Source organism: uncultured Rothia sp., from assembly GCF_963544205.1.
Lineage (GTDB): Bacteria > Actinomycetota > Actinomycetes > Actinomycetales > Micrococcaceae > Rothia.
The window spans coordinates 69,131-85,839 of the sequence record NZ_CAUUDY010000006.1 but is presented as its reverse complement, the minus strand read 5'-3'; the positions used below and the strand labels follow the sequence as shown (position 1 = coordinate 85,839).

Annotated in this window: 14 protein-coding genes; 1 reads left to right on the top strand and 13 read right to left on the bottom strand. The window is 55.8% G+C overall.

Annotated elements, in window-relative coordinates; genetic code table 11:
- Positions 1 to 56: 56 nt before the first annotated feature.
- The 9 genes from RWZ58_RS04900 to msrA all read right to left on the bottom strand — a co-directional run bounded on the left by RWZ58_RS04900 (position 57) and on the right by msrA (position 8,171).
- On the bottom strand, positions 57 to 767 hold the full coding sequence (locus tag RWZ58_RS04900; RefSeq protein WP_314423584.1) for a DUF6318 family protein: 711 nt from the start codon (positions 765 to 767) through the stop codon (positions 57 to 59).
- Between the two features lie 192 nt (positions 768 to 959).
- On the bottom strand, positions 960 to 1,727 hold the full coding sequence (locus tag RWZ58_RS04895; RefSeq protein ID WP_314423587.1) for a DUF6318 family protein: 768 nt from the start codon (positions 1,725 to 1,727) through the stop codon (positions 960 to 962).
- Positions 1,728 to 1,833: 106 nt separating this feature from the next.
- Positions 1,834 to 2,634, bottom strand: coding sequence for a DUF6318 family protein (locus tag RWZ58_RS04890; protein WP_314657833.1), 801 nt, complete (start codon positions 2,632 to 2,634; stop codon positions 1,834 to 1,836).
- Positions 2,635 to 2,673: 39 nt separating this feature from the next.
- Positions 2,674 to 3,426, bottom strand: a complete 753-nt coding sequence (locus RWZ58_RS04885) for a DUF6318 family protein (RefSeq protein ID WP_314657832.1) — start codon at positions 3,424 to 3,426, stop codon at positions 2,674 to 2,676.
- 250 nt (positions 3,427 to 3,676) lie between these two features.
- Complete coding sequence (locus tag RWZ58_RS04880) at positions 3,677 to 4,429, bottom strand: DUF6318 family protein (RefSeq protein WP_314657831.1); 753 nt, start codon at positions 4,427 to 4,429, stop codon at positions 3,677 to 3,679.
- Positions 4,430 to 4,688: 259 nt separating this feature from the next.
- Positions 4,689 to 5,474 (bottom strand): DUF6318 family protein, encoded by a 786-nt coding sequence (locus RWZ58_RS04875; RefSeq protein ID WP_102033859.1) that lies wholly within the window; start codon positions 5,472 to 5,474, stop codon positions 4,689 to 4,691.
- A 266-nt stretch (positions 5,475 to 5,740) separates the two neighbouring features.
- Positions 5,741 to 6,541, bottom strand: a complete 801-nt coding sequence (locus RWZ58_RS04870; protein WP_005507520.1) for a DUF6318 family protein — start codon at positions 6,539 to 6,541, stop codon at positions 5,741 to 5,743.
- Positions 6,542 to 6,682: 141 nt separating this feature from the next.
- Positions 6,683 to 7,447, bottom strand: a complete 765-nt coding sequence (locus tag RWZ58_RS04865; protein WP_303975931.1) for a DUF6318 family protein — start codon at positions 7,445 to 7,447, stop codon at positions 6,683 to 6,685.
- Positions 7,448 to 7,649: 202 nt separating this feature from the next.
- Complete coding sequence (msrA, locus tag RWZ58_RS04860; RefSeq protein WP_303940552.1) at positions 7,650 to 8,171, bottom strand: peptide-methionine (S)-S-oxide reductase MsrA; 522 nt, start codon at positions 8,169 to 8,171, stop codon at positions 7,650 to 7,652.
- A gap of 98 nt (positions 8,172 to 8,269) precedes the next feature.
- On the opposite strand from msrA, the gene RWZ58_RS04855 reads away from it, so the two are divergent.
- On the top strand, positions 8,270 to 9,202 hold the full coding sequence (locus RWZ58_RS04855) for a Nif3-like dinuclear metal center hexameric protein (RefSeq protein ID WP_303940549.1): 933 nt from the start codon (positions 8,270 to 8,272) through the stop codon (positions 9,200 to 9,202).
- 136 nt (positions 9,203 to 9,338) lie between these two features.
- Here the strand turns inward: RWZ58_RS04855 and RWZ58_RS04850 are convergent, their stop codons facing one another.
- The 4 genes from RWZ58_RS04850 to RWZ58_RS04835 all read right to left on the bottom strand — a co-directional run bounded on the left by RWZ58_RS04850 (position 9,339) and on the right by RWZ58_RS04835 (position 16,614).
- Complete coding sequence (locus tag RWZ58_RS04850) at positions 9,339 to 10,967, bottom strand: S-layer homology domain-containing protein (protein WP_314657826.1); 1,629 nt, start codon at positions 10,965 to 10,967, stop codon at positions 9,339 to 9,341.
- 342 nt (positions 10,968 to 11,309) lie between these two features.
- A complete protein-coding gene (locus RWZ58_RS04845) occupies positions 11,310 to 12,881 on the bottom strand; it encodes a gluconolactonase (protein ID WP_314657824.1) in 1,572 nt (523 codons plus the stop codon).
- A 275-nt stretch (positions 12,882 to 13,156) separates the two neighbouring features.
- Positions 13,157 to 14,722, bottom strand: a complete 1,566-nt coding sequence (locus RWZ58_RS04840) for an S-layer homology domain-containing protein (protein ID WP_314657822.1) — start codon at positions 14,720 to 14,722, stop codon at positions 13,157 to 13,159.
- A 353-nt stretch (positions 14,723 to 15,075) separates the two neighbouring features.
- A complete protein-coding gene (locus RWZ58_RS04835) occupies positions 15,076 to 16,614 on the bottom strand; it encodes an S-layer homology domain-containing protein (RefSeq protein WP_314657819.1) in 1,539 nt (512 codons plus the stop codon).
- Between the last annotated feature and the right edge of the window lie 95 nt (positions 16,615 to 16,709).

Below are 16,709 nucleotides of genomic sequence, written 5' to 3'. Positions count from 1 at the left end.
AACGAAAAGTGCTGTTTGTTAGGCGTACGTGGTGTCGGTGTCTATGCCACTGCATCCTAAACGTTGAGGCCAGAATTGCTTCTGCCCGAGGAGTCGGGGGCAGCTGTCGAAGAGCTTTTCGTCTCAATGGTGACCATCCACGTATTGTTCCGATAATTCAACACAAAAGTGACCTCATCATTAGCAGAGCTGCCGCTCGTATCTGCAATGTGAATATCCCTGTCCTCCGGTACGTAATGGAGAACGGCGGCCTTATGGTTACGGCCAATACCCTTCCAACGGTACTGCTCATCGTCAACCTTCTGTGGAGTCTCTTCGATCAGTTCAGCCAAGAGCGGCGTATCGGTGCCGTACATCCACCCCTCATCCTTCGCGTACAAGTCTACGTATATCTTCATCTTCTGTACGTAGATACCGTCTAGGTCCACGTCCTTGAACAGGGTAGCGTCGCCGGTAACCGTCAGATAGTTCAGGGCTGCGAGCCAGTAGCCCAGCGCCGCATACATGCCCGAGATTGTTTTCGACTTTATGTTCTCGGGAGGAACGGGCATGGGCGGGTTCTCCGCCTTCTTCGTGGTGCTTGCGGGGCGGTAGGTTCCGGTGGACTTGTAGCTATTGAATTTCAAGTCACCCTTGTAGGGGCGCATCGGGTCAACTACGCTCGGGTCCTCCAATGGGCGAATATCACTTGCGCAGGCAGTCAGGGAGGCGAGCGCGGCAGCGGTAGCAACGCCCAGGGCGGTGCGGCGAGTAACGAAAGTAGGCATGAGAACCCCTAAACGGTTTGTCAGTGTACTTTTAAGCGTACCCGAAGGAACTGACGCATGTTCAAAGTCCGCTCATGAACGCATAAGGGAACATCGCCACCGCACGTAGGTAAAGAGGAAGCCCCCGCATGCAATCTCAACTGCATACGGGAGCTTCCCTCACTTTTAGAACCAGCCGCTTAGAGGCGGGTTTTAGGCGCTAGCGCTGCTCTTCTCGGAAGAGGATGCATCAGCATCCTCATCACTGAGCATGTACCACGCACCGTCCTTGTAGTCCGTCGCGAAGTTGGTTGCCTCGCTCTTAGTGGATCCATCGACTAGGGGAGCGGGGTCCTGACCCTCAATGTGGATCTTCGCGTTGGGGTCATAGATGATGCGTCCGAGCCAATCGTAGCGGTTGGGTCCGCCCGCGACCTTCTTCGGGGCGTCGGTCAGAAGCTGAACGGTAACCGGCGCATCCGTGTCGTATACCCAGCCCCTGCCGGAAGAGTAGATGATAACAGCATTGCTGCCCTCGTTCGCATAGTGGGAGTACGGGTCAGCCTTCTTGAGCGGCTCGTAATCGCCCGTCATAAACATGTAATTAAAGCTCGCCAGCCAGTAGCTGAGGAACTGGTACATGCCTTCAACGGTTGCCTCGTTCATCTTCTCCGGAACAACAGGCTTCGGCACGTTCTGTGCCTTCTTTTCAGCCGTGGCAGGAACGTACTCGCCGTTCTTCTCGTACTTGTCGAGCTTCACCGTGCCCTTATACGACTTCTTGCCGGAATCAGCGGCAGACGCTGAAGCGGATGCGCTCGCAGATTCAGAAGCACTTGCCGAAGGTGAAGCCTCACCGGAAGGAGAAGAAGAGCTATCAGCCAGCGGGCGGATATCGCTAGCGCAGGCAGTCAGCGCTACAGCCGCACCGGCACCGGTAGCAGCCGCTAGTGCGGCACGTCGAGAAAGAAAAGTTGCCATGAAAAATCCTTAAGTAGTGCGTAGGGTCATGGGCCTAAGCCCTAAATCTTATGCGCCTGTAAGCGAGGTGAATCCCCGCCCCTAAGACGGACTCAGCAAAGATGCTCTAGGCATTCTTAGCGTTAGCCTCATCGGATGTTTTGGTGCTCGGGCTTGCAGAGCCTTGTCCATGTACCTTGGTGGGGTAAGTGAACCACTTGCCGTCCTGATACGACAATTTCAGGTCGGAAAGCTCAGGCTCCATGGAAGTGTTCTGGTACATAGGCCTGTTTCCCTTACCCTCAACATGCATCATCGCCTTAGAATCTTTGGACAGCGTGATACGCCAGTAGTAGAGGGAGTCGCTACCCGATACCTTCTCAGGTTGCGGGGTCATAATCTCAGCCTGAAGCGCATGCTCCGAACCGTAAAACCACCCCTCATTGGACTCATAAAAAGTCACATAATCATGGAAAGACTTCACATCCCTGCCGGAGGGGTCAGCCTGCTTCAACGGCTCATCGTCACCGGTGAGCACCAGATAGTTGACGCTGGCAAGCCAAAAACTAAAGGCAGAGTATGCGCCATCAATGGTTTTCTCATGCATATTCGCCGGAGGGAGGGGCTTGGGCACATTCTGCGCCTTGTGCGTCTCATCCGCGGGGACGTACTCACCCTTCTTCTCATAGTTATCGAACTTTACCGGCCCCAGATAAGACTTCTCAGAAGAACCATCCGCAGAGGATGAGCTAGCAGAAGCGGAGGGGCTAGCAGAGGCGCTAGAACTTGCTGAAGAGGAAGCCTCTCCAGAAGCAGACGGGGAGCTATCAGCCAACGGACGAATATCGCTGGAGCAGGCACTCAGCATCGTAATAGCGCCCGCACCGGCAGCTAGTAGGACTGCACGCCGAGAAAGGAAAGTCGTCATCAGAAATCCTTAAGTAGTGAGTATCAGAAGGAGCGGAATTTAACTGTTATTGTCCAAGAGCATGCGCCACATGCCCTCTTTGTACTCCATGATGAACTTCGTCGTGCGAGGAATCGTCTTTTCCTCCTCAACGATAGTCGCATCAGGCTCACCCTCAATGTGGTACTTAGCGGCAGGATCATAAGCAACAGTCACAAGCCATTCATAACGGTCCTGCTTATTAGCAACCGGCTGAAGCTCATTCTCCGCAATCTCAATCTTGTACGGCTGATCCGAACCGTAAATCCAACCCAGACCCGACTCGTAGAGCTTAATCATGGTCCTAGAGTTCCTCAAAAAAGCCTTCGCAGGATCCGCCTTCATCAGCGGCTCAACATCGCCGGTCAGAATCAGATAATTCTGGGAAGCAAGCCAATAACCCATCAGAGCGTAAGCACCCTCGGGGCTGTTCTCCTTCATCTTCTCCGGGATAAGAGGCTTCGGCACGTTCTGCGCCGGCGCCTCCGCACTCGCCGGAATGTAGGTGCCGCTCCGCTCGTAGTTATTGAACTTAATCGGACCCACGTATGAGCCGGGCGTGTGATCATCGGTAGGAGAAGGTGACGCCGAGGCGCTCACAGAAGAGGAAGCCGCGCCAGAAGTAGCGCCAGAAGCAGCATTAGAAGCTGAACCAGAGGAACCACCCGAGCCCTGCGACAGCGGACGAATATCAGTAGTGCACGCAGTCAGCGCTGCAAGAATACCGGTCGCACCCACGCCCAGGAGAGTACGTCGAGTGAAGAAGGTAGTCATCGGAAGCCCTTCGTTGGAACCAATACAGAACAGATAAAAACACCGTGCGCCAGAGCAGGCGTAGACGCCCTGTAAAGACCTATCAGTACGTCAATGTATACACCTTTAAGGTTACCCGAGAGCCACCAAATAGCCCCGTGACCACTTCGAATGTTCAGAAAATTAAGACCCCACACCCAGCGTTTTACCAGGTGCGGGGTCTTCCATCATGAGAAGTCAGCATGCGAGGGAACCTTCAGTAATACGGCAACTATGCGGCGCTAGACAACTCCCACTTGCCGTCCTTGTAATCCAGTCGGAACCTCGCCACCTTCTTCTTCGACTCATCAGCGCTCGTCGCCTTCTCCGGCTGACCATTGTAATGCCGCATCATTTTGGGATCCATATAGGAATAGCCCTCCCAAATAAAGCGAGTATTATTGCTACCCGGCACCTCACGGGGCGCATCCGTCAGCAGCTCAACAATATACGGAGTTTCCGTACCGTACACCCAACCCAAACCCGACGCATACAGCTTAATCGTGCTGGGATACTTCTCCCAGCCGTAACCATCATGGTAAACGATCTCAATCGGACCAGGGTTACCCGTCATCATGAGGTAATTCAAGCTCGCCAGCCAGAAACTCAAGAAAGCATACGCACCATCAACGCTGTGCTCCTTCATATTCGCCGGAGGAACAGGCTTCGGCATATTCTGCGCCATCTGCGTAGCGCTCGCCGGAACGTACTCACCGGTCTTCTCATAGCTATCAAACTTCATTGGACCCTTATAGGACTTACCCGAAGACGGAAGACCCGAGGCTACAGAAGCACTCGCAGGCGCCGAAGCAGAAGGAGACGCCGATGCAGACGCAGATTCGGAGGTGGTCGCCGCCTCCGACGGAGAAGCCGAGCCGGTACTGCCAGCCAGCGGGCGAATATCGCTAGCGCACGCAGTCAACGCAGAAAGTGCACCCGCAACAGCAACACCCAGAGCGGTACGTCGAGTGAAGAAAGTAATCATCGGAAGTCCTTCGTCAGATCCTTCACCCACAAAGCCGTCAGCACGAGGCTCAAACCTGCAGGTAAAGACCATATGTAGTACGTCAATGTATATACGTTAAGCGTACCCGAGGCACTCTCAGCCGACCCCGAACACCCGCAGGGTTTCCCCTGAGTGTTCCCTGGGTTTTTGGCAAAAGAAACCCCCACCCACGGTGCATGACCGCAGGCGGGGGAGAAGCCTATCTTAAACCGTTAGGCCTGAACCGTTAAGGTGAGGTCTAGACAGAAGAAGAGTTAGAAGAAGAACCGGAAGCCGCCGAAGAAGAGCCCTCATTGCCGGTAAGCATAAACCACTTACCGTCCTTATACTCCACAGCAGCCTTCATCAGCTTGCCATTCGGGCTAGAAGACGTCTTAAAAGGTAGGTCAGACTTACCCTCACGATGAATCTTCGCATCTGCACTGTAGTTCATGTAGCCCGGCCAGTAGTAACGGGTGCCGCTACCGGAAGGCTTCTGCGGTGCACTACTAATCAACTCCATAGTAACCGGGGTGTCCGTACCGTACATCCAGCCCAGATTACTCTCGTACATCAACGTAAATTCCTGCAGGCTCTTCGCATACACATCTGCAGGGTCAGCCTTCTTCATCGGCTCAGCATCACCGGTCATCAGCACATAGTTGAAGCTCGCCAGCCAGTAGCCAATGAACGCATACATGCCATCAACGTTCTGCTCGTTCATGTTCGCCGGAACGAGAGGTTTGGGCACATTCTGTGCCTTCTTCTCAGCCGTGGCAGGAACGTACTCACCCTTCTTCTCGAAGTTATCGAACTTCACAAGGCCCTTATAGGACTTATCAGAAGAGGAAGACGAAGCCGATGCCGAAGCGCTCGCGGATGCGCTTTCGGACGCACTCGCCGAGGCCTCACCGGAGGGGGAACTATCAGCCAGCGGACGGATATCGCTAGCGCACGCAGTCAATGCCGCCAGTACGCCGGCACTGGTAGCACCCAACGCCACGCGACGGCTCACACCAGCAGAGACGGGGGAAGGGCTCATCATTATCAGCCTTTCAAAAGAAGTCAGCAAAGGAAATTGAGTGAATTGACACCTCCATCATACCGGCAAACACACAGATACCCGGCAGTAGCCGTCATCGAGTGCCGATGACAAAGCAACCTAATACCGCTGCAAAGCAATCTAAATGCCGCAGCAAAGCATCACCGAGTTCCGGCATAAAGAAACCCCCGCCCACGGTGCATTACCGGGGGGGGGGGGGAGAGAGAAGCCTATCTTAAGCCGTTAGACCTTACCCATAGGATAGGTGCTTAGACAGAAGAAGAACTCGAAGAAGAATCGGAAGCCGCCGAAGAAGAGCTCTCATCGCCGGTGAGCATAATCCACTTACCGTCCTTGTACTCCACACCAACCTTCGTCAGTTCCCGCGAGCTATCCTCCATAAAGGGTTCATCAGGGCCCTGACCTTCAGCGTGAATCTTCATGTCCGCGCTGTAACTCATGTATCCCAACCAGTCATAGCGAATTCGGCTACCGGAAATTTTCTGCGGTGAATCAGAAAGCAACTCAAGAATAATAGGAGTATCCGCACCGTAGAGCCAGCCCGCATTATTTTCATAGGCAACCGTCAAATTCCGGTAATTCTCCAGCGCATCCGCAGATTCAATCTTCTGCAGCGGCTCAGTATCGCCGGTCATTAGCAGATAGTTGGAACTCGCCAACCAATAACTAACGAACGCGTAAATACCGTCAACGTTCTGCTCGTTCATGTTCGCCGGAACGAGAGGCTTCGGCACATTCTGCGCCTTATGAGTGGCGGTCGCCGGAACGTACTCGCCGTTCTTCTCGAAGTTATCGAACTTCACGAGGCCCTTATAATGCTTGCCGGAAGAAGCAGAAGGCGAAGCGCTAGCCGAGGCACTGGGTGAGGCACTAGCTGAAGCGCTCGCGGATGCACTAGCAGAACCGGAAGTAGAGTTAGACGCCGAGCCATCAGCCAGTGGACGAATATCGCTGGCACAAGCGGTCAACGCGGCAAGTGCACCAGCGGCGGTCGCACCCAGCGCCACGCGGCGGTTCACACGGGTAGATATGGGGGAAGGGCTCGTCATAATCAGCCTTTCAAAGGAAGTCAACAAAGGAAATAGAGTGAGTTGACAACCCCATCATACCCTAAAGTATGCAAATAGATATCAAACGTTTCCACTTGCATCCTTTTGTGAAGAAAGGTCTAAAAAGCTGCAATTAGTGGACTAGGATGCCGAGGGGCTCGCAGATTCCGTGCTCTTATCACCATCCTTATCTTTCTGAGTGCTCATAAACCAAGCACCCTCCTTATACTCCACAACAATCCTCATCGCCTGACCCTGAGAATCTTCAGCCCCCGTAAGGGCCTTATCGCGGTTATCGCCCTCCGTCAGATGCCTCTTCGCATTCTGATCAACCAGAGAACGAGCACGCCAGAAATAAAGAATACGGTCACCCTCAATCTGCGTGGGGGTATCCGTCAGCAGGTACACAGACATCGGCTCACTCGTGTCATAAATCCAGCCGCGCCCCGTCTCATAGAGCTTAATCATCGGCTCAAGCTCCTTGGTGTAGTCAGTGCTAAGATCCGTCTTCTTCATCGGCTCAATATCACCCGTCAACGCCAAATAATTAAAGCTAGAAATCCAATAGCCAATCAGCGCATAGATACCGTCAATACTCAGCTCCTGCACCTTCTCCGGCATGATCGGTTTGGGCACGTTCTGCGCCTTCTTCTCAGCCGTGGCAGGAACGTACTCGCCGTTCTTCTCAAAGTTATCGAACGTGACCTTACCCTTATACGACTTATTCGCAGACGGCAACGTCGGCGAAGCAGAGGCGCTCGCGCTCGCTGACTCAGAGGCGGCAGTATCAACCGGCGGATGCACCGTACGCGCACACGCAGACAACACAGCGGCAAGACCAACACCGCCCGCACCCAACACGGCGCGGCGGCTCAAGGCGACGGGCTTAGAAGAAGAGCTAGTCATCAGCAGTCTTTCGGTGAGGTCAACGGACAAGGGGGAGTGAGTCGACACCCCCATCATACCGGGCGCACCTTATAGCAACCGTAAAGCACAGGAGAACAACAAATAGCCGGGCGCATACGAAGACACCCCGTAGCTGCCACACAACAAAAGACAGCTACGGGGTGAACAACGTAATACGCCTCGACTGAACCGGACGCACCGACTAACGGAGCAGATGCGCAAAATTACGGCGTGCCTGAGCCACCTTCGGGCTTACCACAAACGCACAATAACCCTGCGCCGGATTCAACGCGTAATAGTTCTGGTGATAATCCTCAGCCTCATAGAACACGCCCAGGGGCTTAATCTCCGTAACAATGGGGGAGGGGTACAGCTGCTGAGCACGCGCCACCGCACGCTCAAACGCCTCACGCTGCTGCTCATCCGCGTAGAAAAGCACCGAACGGTACTGCGAACCGGTATCCGCACCCTGACGATCCCAGCTGGTCGGATCGTGGCTCGTGAAGAAAATATCCAGCACCGTATCCAGGTCAATGACCTGCGGGTCAAAGCTGAGCTTCAGCGCCTCCTGGTGCCCGGTCGTACCCGAACATACCGAACGATAATCGGGGTCGGGAGTATCGCCGCCCGTGTAGCCGCAGACGCTCTCCTCAACCCCGCGGAACTGGCGGTACACCGCATCCAGGCACCAGAAACAGCCGCCGGCAAGAACAACATCAGTCATGATTCCTCCTTGAACTATAAAACCACACTACCTGAAGAACACCGCCGAGCCGCATAATATTCCTGAGCTGCCGCCGCGCCACCTGCCACAATAGAGGTATGACTGAAAAACTAGAAACCCCCACCCTCGCAGAAGTCGTCGACGCCTTCCACACGCTCTTCCCGCCGCAGCTCGCCGCCGGATGGGACGCATCCGGCCTCGTCGCCGGACGTGGCGCCGCTAAAGTGAGCACCGTCCTCTTCGCAGTAGACGCCCTCACCGCCACCGCTGAAGAAGCCGTAGCCGAAGGCGCGCAGCTACTCATCACCCACCACCCGTTACTGCTACGCGGCGCAAAGTTCATCCCCGACAGCGACTACAAGGGCAATGTACTGCACACCCTTATCGAAGGCGGATGCGGCCTGCTCGGCGCGCACACCAACGCCGATGCCGCCGTTGAAGGCGTGAACGAAGCACTCTGCGACGCTATCGGCCTGATTGACCGCGAACCGCTCACCGAAGCACAAACCCAGGTACTCGACGAACAGGAACACTCGGTAGGCACCGGCCGCCTCGGCACCCTGCCCGAAGAAATCACCCTCAAGGAGCTCGCAGAACGCCTCGCAGCGGCACTGCCCGCAACCGCCGGTGGCCTGCGCATCGCCGGACGCGCCGACCAGCCGATCCGCCGCGTCGCCCTCTGCGGTGGTGCCGGTGACTCCCTCTTCGACGCTGTGCGCGCCACTGACGCGCAGGTGTACATTACCGCCGACCTGCGCCACCACCCCGCTAGCGAATTCCGCGAAACCGCACGAGTTGACGGCAGTAACATCGCCCTGATTGATTGCTCCCACGCCGCCAGCGAATCCCTCTGGCTGCAGTCGGCGGCAAACCGCCTGCGCGCCCTGCTCGCTGAGCGCGGTTTCACCATCGAAACGAAGCTGTCTGCACTCAACAGCGACCCGTGGGACTTCACCGTCTCCACCGGCGTGGCAACCGGTCAGGATGCGCGCTCGGCAAGCACCGCCGCAGCCCCCGCGTGGGAACTATAGGGCGAGAATTCTAGGGGCGAGAACTCTAGAAGAATCCGCGCGGATTCCCTCAGCGCGTAAGAGCCCGGGCACCCCGTCCGTTGTGACGAGGTACCCGGGCTAGAACCGGCCCGGCCTGCTTAGTTACCTGGCCTACTTAGTTAGCAATGCGATACAGGCCGGTAGTGATAGGGTTCAGCACACGATGCCGGTAATAAAACAACATCCAGTCCAATTCAATGCGGGTCACAGCATGATTCGGTTCAAACATGCCGGTCTCGGGAGTAATAACATTCTGCTGGGTAGCCCACAGAATCTCACGGTAGAACGCGGAATCCGGCGTAACATCCGGGAAGGACGAAACACCCGATACTTCCGGTGAACCAGACGCACGGTAAATCATTGCGGCAACGGTTGCATTCGTGAGACCGTCCTCCGCGTGGAACTTTCCGTCAGGTCCGCCGAAAGTAACGCCCTTTTCACGAGCCCAAATGTAGGCGGCGTAGTTCGGATTGTCCGTCTTCACATCCGGCCACGGAGAGACTTCAGGAAGGTCCACCTTGGGGCTGCCCTTCATCTCATAAAGGGCGGAAGCCAGCTCACCGCGGGTGGCAGGCTGCTTCTGTTCCTCGTCGTTCAGCGATGTCGAAAAGTACATACGTTCCTCTACGGGTACGTAAGCATTCGTGAACCGCTGGACACCCTCAAACTTCAAATCCTGGTGCGCCAAAAGAACGCCGCGGTGCTCCGGGGCAAAACCCACCATCGGCGTGATGAGAGTCTTATCCGTCTTGCTGGGGTAACCGTAGTCGCTCCACGCCTCAATGACGTACTGCTTGGACGGATCCAGCGTGTTCGCGGGAATCTTGAGATTGACGAAAGCGAAGCCTCCCTCCAGGCCCGTCTCGTATTCATCATCACCGTGGACGTAACGCTTCATCTCGCTCATAACCAGGACGGGGGAACCCGTGCCCTTCTCGCGAATGACGTACATCATGCCCTCAACGCCGGGGATGTCAGTCCCTACGAAGCCCTGACCCTGAATCAGCAGCTCCTGATCCTTCGTGGGGTCCTTCAAAGCGTCGTATTTCAACTTAGGTGCGAAGGTATCGAAGTGATAATCATTGGTGCTCAGACCGTGATGCGTCACAACGTTCTTGCGAGCCCAGATATCCTGAACGGTTGACTGCGGCTGGCCCTCGGGCTCGGCAAGGATGCCAACCTCGTAACGCACCTTGTCCAGAGTCATATCCGGGAAATACTCCGTGAGAGTGTAGTAACTCGGCAAAGTATTAGCTTCAACCTTCAGCGGGGCGACAAAGGTGCCGTCATCGTCAATGGTGAAGTCCTTGCCCTCTTCAAACCGCAAGAGGGTATCGGTCACCTGATGGGCGTTGTAGGGGACGTTCTCCTCGGGCGCGATGTAGATGACTACCTTGCCGTGCTGCTTGCGCCACTCCTTGGTGAAGCCGGTGCCCAGAACCGTAATTTTACTGTCCTCACCGGTGTACAGGCCGTCGCCCTCTTGCTTGAAGACGTCACGGCCGTCCTGGTAGTAGTAATCCTCATAGACAACGGTGAAAGACGGCTCATCCGCGACATCCTGAGTTGCAGGGGCGGGGGTATTGGCAGTCGGTGCGTTAGCAACGGGCGCGTTTGCGGTGGGGGCTGCGTCCTGGGCCAGCACCGGGGTCATCGGCAGGACCATCGCGCTCGCCAGTACGAGCGCGCTACAGTTCCGAGCCGCGTGGAAGAATGAAGACTTAGAGTTCGGAAGTGAGGACATAAGACATCCTTAGGGTCATTTCTCCGGGGCTGCGCGAGCTTACCGGCAGGTTGGGAATCGGCCGCAGAATCTGCGCACGCCCGATGAGAAAAGTGGTTGAAAATCCCCCTCGGTTTCGGGGATATCCTCACCCTATCAAAGCGTTGAACGATTGTCAGGAAACACTCAAGGGGTACTTGAAGGTTCTTGGAAATCTCACACAGTGCGTAGCCGTTAAAAGCTGATCCCCGTGCTCCCGAACAGAAAACCATTCGGGAACACGGGGGATTCAGAGAACTATCCGATGCGCCGCACTCTCCCTCAAGGTAAAACTCGAGGGAGACGCAGGCGGTCTAAGCGACCTTACTTAGCGCGAGCCTGGAACGCCTCAATCAGAGTCTCCAACTCACCATGAGTCACCATGTGCTGAGCATCAAAAGCGCCGCTAGCGTTCAGCACCACCTTGTTCTGCTGAGCCCACAGAATCTCACGGTAGAACGCCGAACCGGGAGCTACATCGCTGTAGGGGGAGTTGCCCTTAACTGCGGGCGAACCAGCCGCACGGTAGGTGAACGCCGCAACAGTAGCATTCGAAATTCCGGCATCAGCATGGAACTTGCCGTCCGACCAGCCGAAAGTAATACCCTTCTGACGCGCCCACACGTAGGCGGGGAAGTTCGGGTCGTCAGTCTTCACATCCGGCCAGGGAGAAGTCTTGGGCAGCTTCACCTCGGGGGTGCCCGCCTGAATGTACAGGGCGGCCGCGAGCTCACCGCGGGTTGCGGGGGTCTTCAGCTTCTCATCGGAAGGATCAGGCTTCTGGCTGTCGTCCTTCTTGGGGTCCTGAGCGTTGGGCAGGTTCGCATCCTTGTAACCGTTCGTGCCGTTCAGATCCAGGTCCTGCCATGCGAGCAGGGTGCCGCGACCCTCAGTGGACTTGCCCACAACCGGTGCGAGCAGCTCGCCCGTCTCGCTGTAACCGTCATTAGCCCACACCTCAATCACGTATTTCTTCGAAGCATCCAGAGTGTTTGCCGGAAGATGCACGTTACCGTACAGGTTGCCGTCACGGTACGCCGACGACTCAGTGGGGTGATCAAACTCGATGATGTCACTGGTTGCCAGAACCGGGGTGTTCGAACCCTTCTCACGAACCACAAACTGAACACCCTTAACGGAGTGGATATCGCCGTTGAACCCCTGGCCACCAACGTTCAGATCCTGCGACTTCGCGGGATCAGCCACACCGTTGTAGCCCAGGCGCGGTGCGAACGGTGCCGGCTTCTCACCCAGAGTGCTCAGCACCTGGGTGCTCACCACGTTCTTGCTGGTCCACAGCTCCTGAGCGGTCAGAGGCTTCTGGCCCTTCTGCTCAGCAACCACGTGAATCTCGTAGCGGACATCGTACTTGGTGCCGCCGGTCGGATCGTGGAAGTTGTCATCATCAACGAAGTAGTAGGCGGCAAGCTTGTACGCCTCAACCTTCAGGTCAGCCTCAAAAGTGCCGTCATCGGCAATGGTGAAGTCCTGACCCTCCACGAAGCGCAGCATCTTCGAAGTCGGAATCTCGTAGCCGGACGGTGCGTAGTTCGCGGGGGCAATGTACAGCGCCACGGTACCGTGCTGAGCGCGCCACTCCTTGGTGTAGCCTGCGCCCTTCACGTGGACGGTACCGCCCTCAGTCGTGACGAGGGAGGGGTTCACGCCGTCGTACTTGTAACCGTCAGGGATGGATACATCCAGGGTCGGGGTATCCGCAGCGTCCTGGTTACCTGCCTGCGGGGTGGCGGCAGCAACGGCTGCATCAGCGGCAGGAGCGGCATTCTGAGCCAGCGCCGGGGCCATCGGCAGAACCATGGCGCCAGCCAACGCCAGCGCGCCGCAACCCTGAGCTGCGCGGAGGAATGAAGACTTAGAGCTCGGAAGCGAGGACATAACACATCCTTAAAAGTTGTTTCTCGCAGGGCCCTGCGAGTTCACCGGCGGGTAGGGAATTCGCCGTTGAATCTGCTGCGCCCTATGAGAAAAGTGGGTGGAAGCCCCGTCGGTTTCGGGGACATCTTCACCCTATCAAACCTTCGAAATGATGTCAGGGAACACTCAAGAGAGACTTGAAGGTTCTGAGGTATTTCACAGGTTGATCAGCCGATAAAAACCGAACCCCGCGCACCCGGTGAGAAGAAGACTCTCAGGGTGCACGGGGTTATGACTCAGACTAGAAGCAACCCACCATAGTCAGTGCGGTTCTGAAAAATGAACATCATCTGCTCCAGCTCACCACGATTTACCATCGTGGTCGCCTCAAAAATACCCCTCTGCGGGTTAATGACACCATGCTGAGCAGACCACAAAATCTCACGGTAGAAGGCGGAACTCGGATTCACATCCGTAAACGAAGAAACACCGGAAACAGCTGGGGAACCTGCTGCACGGTAGGTGAACGCCGCAACAGTAGCGCGTGAAATACCTGCATCCGCATGGAACTTACCATCAGACCAGCCGAAGCTGATGCCCTTCTCACGAACCCAAATGTACGCAGCGTAGTTCGGGTCGTCTGTCTTTACATCCGGCCACGGGGAGACAGCTGGCAGGTCAACCCTGGGGGCGCCAGCTTGAAGGTACAGCGCCGCAGCTAGCTCACCGCGAGTAGCACGCTGCTGCTGTTCCTCATCGCTAAGCTTTGAGAAGAGATGCTTATACTTGGGCTTGGGTAGAGATACATTCGTGAATTCCTCAAGACCTTCAAACTTCAAGTCCTGACGGCCCATAAGGACACCGCGGTGCTCCGGCGCCAAACCCACAATCGGGGTGATGAGAGTCTTATCCGTCTGGTTGACATAGCCATAGTCGCTCCATGCTTCAAGGACATACTGCTTAGACGGATCCAGAGTGTTCGCGGGAATTTTGATGGTGCGGTAAACAGCGTTTCCCCACAGCGCCATTACGCCATCGCTACGTTCGTAGTAGCGCTCCATCTCGCTCATGAGCAGGACGGGGGTGCCGGTGCCCTTCTCTCGAATCGTGTACATGACACCCTCACGACCGGGGAGCTCATACGCGCTGAAACCCTCACCCTTAATCATCAGCTCTTGATCTTTCGTGGTGTCCTTCAGTGGATCGTACCTCCAGTGGGCCCCGATAATTTCAGGATGGCGACGGGTATATATTGGCTTGTGAATAGCCACGTTCTTACGAGCCCAAATATCCTCAATGGTCGGCCACGGCTGATCCTCGCCCACGGTGAGGATGCCAATCTCATAGTGCACATCCTCCCCGCGGAAATACGGGACCCCATAAGCGGGGGTGTAGAAACTCTCCAGGTCGCCATATCTGATCGTCAGCTCTGCCTCAAAAGTGCCGTCATCGGCAATAGGGAAACGCCAACCTTCTTCAAAGAAACGCACCGACCTTGAAGGCTCAACGTTATCGGGATGATACTCTGTAGCGGCAATGTAAAGGACTGCCTTGCCGTGCTGCTCACGCCATTCCTTGGTGAGGCCGGTGCCCCTCACCGTAATTTCGTTGTACTTATCGGTGTACAAAGCCGCACCCTCCCCATAATCAATGGTGAAAGACGGGCCATCCGTGACGTCCTGAGAAACCGGGGAGGCGGTATCGGCAACCGGTGCGTTAGGGACAGAAATGTTAGTGACCGGTGCTGTATCCTGAGCCAGCGCCGGAGTCATCGGCAGAACCATAGCGCCAGCCAACATGAGAGCGCAACAACCCTGCGTTGCACGGCGGAATGAAGACTTAGAACTCGGAAGTGAGGACATAAAGCATCCTTATGGTACGTCCCATTGGATGTTTGCAATTCCTGCAGGATGATTTCCGGCCGAATCTTCACCGTCGAAGTTGCGCTAATCCAATAAGAAAATCGTTGATTATCCCCATCGGTTTTGGGGGTAGCCTCAGCATATCAAACCCTTAATGAGAAGTCGCAAGAAATCTCAAGGAATAGTTGAAAGTTTTGAATTTTTGTGCCGCAATGATTCCGCGAGCACCCAAAAATAGATGCAGAAAAAAGCAGAGAAAACGGGCATAGAAAACCCCGTGTTCCCGAATAGAAAAACCATTCTGGAACACGGGGTATTCAGCTTAGAAATAGTCCGCCTTACTTGGCTTGGTTCTACTTAGCTCGATTCTGGAAGTTGAACAGCATCTGCTCCAGCTGACCACGATTCACCAGGTCCGTCGCATTAAAAGCGCCGAAATCCGGATTAATGACATACTGCTGAGTGGACCACAGAATCTCACGGTAGAAGGCGGAACTCGGATTAACATCCGTGAACGAAGAAACACCAGAAACAGCCGGAGAGCCCGCTGCACGGTAGGTGAATGCCGCAACCGTAGCGTTCGAAATGCCTGCATCCGCGTGGAACTTACCATCCGACCAGCCGAAGGTAATGCCCTTCTGACGAGCCCACACGTAGGCGGCATAGTTCGGGTCGGTGGTCTTCACATCCGGCCAGGGGGAGACTGCCGGGAGATTCACCTTGGGGCTACCAGCCTGAGCGTACAGCGCAGCCGTCAGCTCACCGCGAGTAGCACGCTGCTGCTGCTCCTGGTAGGTGAGCTTCGAAATCAGGCTCTTGTACTCTCCCTTAGGTGCAGTAGCATCCGCGAAGTCCTGAACACCCTCAAACTTCAGATCCTGACGGCCCATAAGAACACCGCGGTGCTCCGGCGCCAAACCCACAATCGGGGTGATGAGGGGCCTGTCCTTCTTGGTGAGGTCGTAGTCGTAGTCGCTCCACGCCTCAATGACGTACTGCTTAGACGGATCCAGGGTGTTTGCGGGGATCTTGATGGTGCGGTAAAGAGTGCCTCCCTCCAGGCGGGTTACGCCATCGGGGCCTTCATAGTAGGACTTCATATCGCTCATCGCCAGGACGGGGGTGCCGGTGCCCTTCTCACGAATCACGTACATGGCACCCTCACGACCGGGCAGCTCCTCACCAACGAAACCCTCACCCTTGACCAGCAACTCCTGATCCTTCGTGGTGTCCTTCAGAGCATCGTACTTCCACTTAGGTGCCATGACTTCAGGATGGTAAGCGCGGGTGTACATCGGGTGGTGGGCGATAACGTTCTTGCGAGCCCAAATATCCTCAATGCTCGACTGGGGCTGACCCTTAGCCTCGGTCAAAATACCCGTCTCGTAACGCACCTCGTCCAGGGTGATACCCGGGAAATAATCGATGGGAGTGTAGAAACTCTCCAGAGCCTTGGCCTTGATGGTCAGCTTTGCCTCAAAAGTGCCATCATCGGCAATGGTGAAGTCCTTACCTTCTTCAAAACGGAGCATCGACGTGGAAGGCTCAGCGTTACCGGGGCGGTCCTTCGTAGCAGCAATGTAGAAGACAACGGTGCCGTGCTGCTCACGCCACTGCTTAGTGAAACCGGTACCCTTCAGAGTCACGGTGCCGCCCTCGCCGGTGTACAGAATACCGTCATAATCAGCGGAGTACGTCGGCTGTGCCGCTGCGTCCTGAACAGCCGGCTTGGGGGTCACAGCATTTGCCGCCGGTGCATTAGCAACAGGTGCCGCATCCTGGGCGAGTGCCGGAGTCATCGGCAAAACCATCGCGCCAGCCAGCGCCAATGCACCGCAACCCCGTGCTGCACGGAAGAAGGAAGAATCCTTGAAATTCGGAAGAGCGGACATAATCATTCCTTATCGGTTGAACCCATTGCGCCGATGCAGTTTCTAAAAGGGGTGTAAGAAATCTTCGTCGAATCTGCGCCAACCCAATGAGAAGT

What these genes read in the sequence shown, in the direction of transcription:
- RWZ58_RS04900 (WP_314423584.1), bottom strand. Translation starts at nt 767, where the DNA reads ATGCCTACTTTCGTTACTCGCCGCACCGCCCTGGGCGTTGCTACCGCT.
- RWZ58_RS04895 (WP_314423587.1), bottom strand. Translation starts at nt 1,727, where the DNA reads ATGGCAACTTTTCTTTCTCGACGTGCCGCACTAGCGGCTGCTACCGGT.
- RWZ58_RS04890 (WP_314657833.1), bottom strand. Translation starts at nt 2,634, where the DNA reads ATGACGACTTTCCTTTCTCGGCGTGCAGTCCTACTAGCTGCCGGTGCG.
- RWZ58_RS04885 (WP_314657832.1), bottom strand. Translation starts at nt 3,426, where the DNA reads ATGACTACCTTCTTCACTCGACGTACTCTCCTGGGCGTGGGTGCGACC.
- RWZ58_RS04880 (WP_314657831.1), bottom strand. Translation starts at nt 4,429, where the DNA reads ATGATTACTTTCTTCACTCGACGTACCGCTCTGGGTGTTGCTGTTGCG.
- RWZ58_RS04875 (WP_102033859.1), bottom strand. Translation starts at nt 5,474, where the DNA reads ATGATGAGCCCTTCCCCCGTCTCTGCTGGTGTGAGCCGTCGCGTGGCG.
- RWZ58_RS04870 (WP_005507520.1), bottom strand. Translation starts at nt 6,541, where the DNA reads ATGACGAGCCCTTCCCCCATATCTACCCGTGTGAACCGCCGCGTGGCG.
- RWZ58_RS04865 (WP_303975931.1), bottom strand. Translation starts at nt 7,447, where the DNA reads ATGACTAGCTCTTCTTCTAAGCCCGTCGCCTTGAGCCGCCGCGCCGTG.
- msrA (WP_303940552.1), bottom strand. Translation starts at nt 8,171, where the DNA reads ATGACTGATGTTGTTCTTGCCGGCGGCTGTTTCTGGTGCCTGGATGCG.
- RWZ58_RS04855 (WP_303940549.1), top strand. Translation starts at nt 8,270, where the DNA reads ATGACTGAAAAACTAGAAACCCCCACCCTCGCAGAAGTCGTCGACGCC.
- RWZ58_RS04850 (WP_314657826.1), bottom strand. Translation starts at nt 10,967, where the DNA reads ATGTCCTCACTTCCGAACTCTAAGTCTTCATTCTTCCACGCGGCTCGG.
- RWZ58_RS04845 (WP_314657824.1), bottom strand. Translation starts at nt 12,881, where the DNA reads ATGTCCTCGCTTCCGAGCTCTAAGTCTTCATTCCTCCGCGCAGCTCAG.
- RWZ58_RS04840 (WP_314657822.1), bottom strand. Translation starts at nt 14,722, where the DNA reads ATGTCCTCACTTCCGAGTTCTAAGTCTTCATTCCGCCGTGCAACGCAG.
- RWZ58_RS04835 (WP_314657819.1), bottom strand. Translation starts at nt 16,614, where the DNA reads ATGTCCGCTCTTCCGAATTTCAAGGATTCTTCCTTCTTCCGTGCAGCA.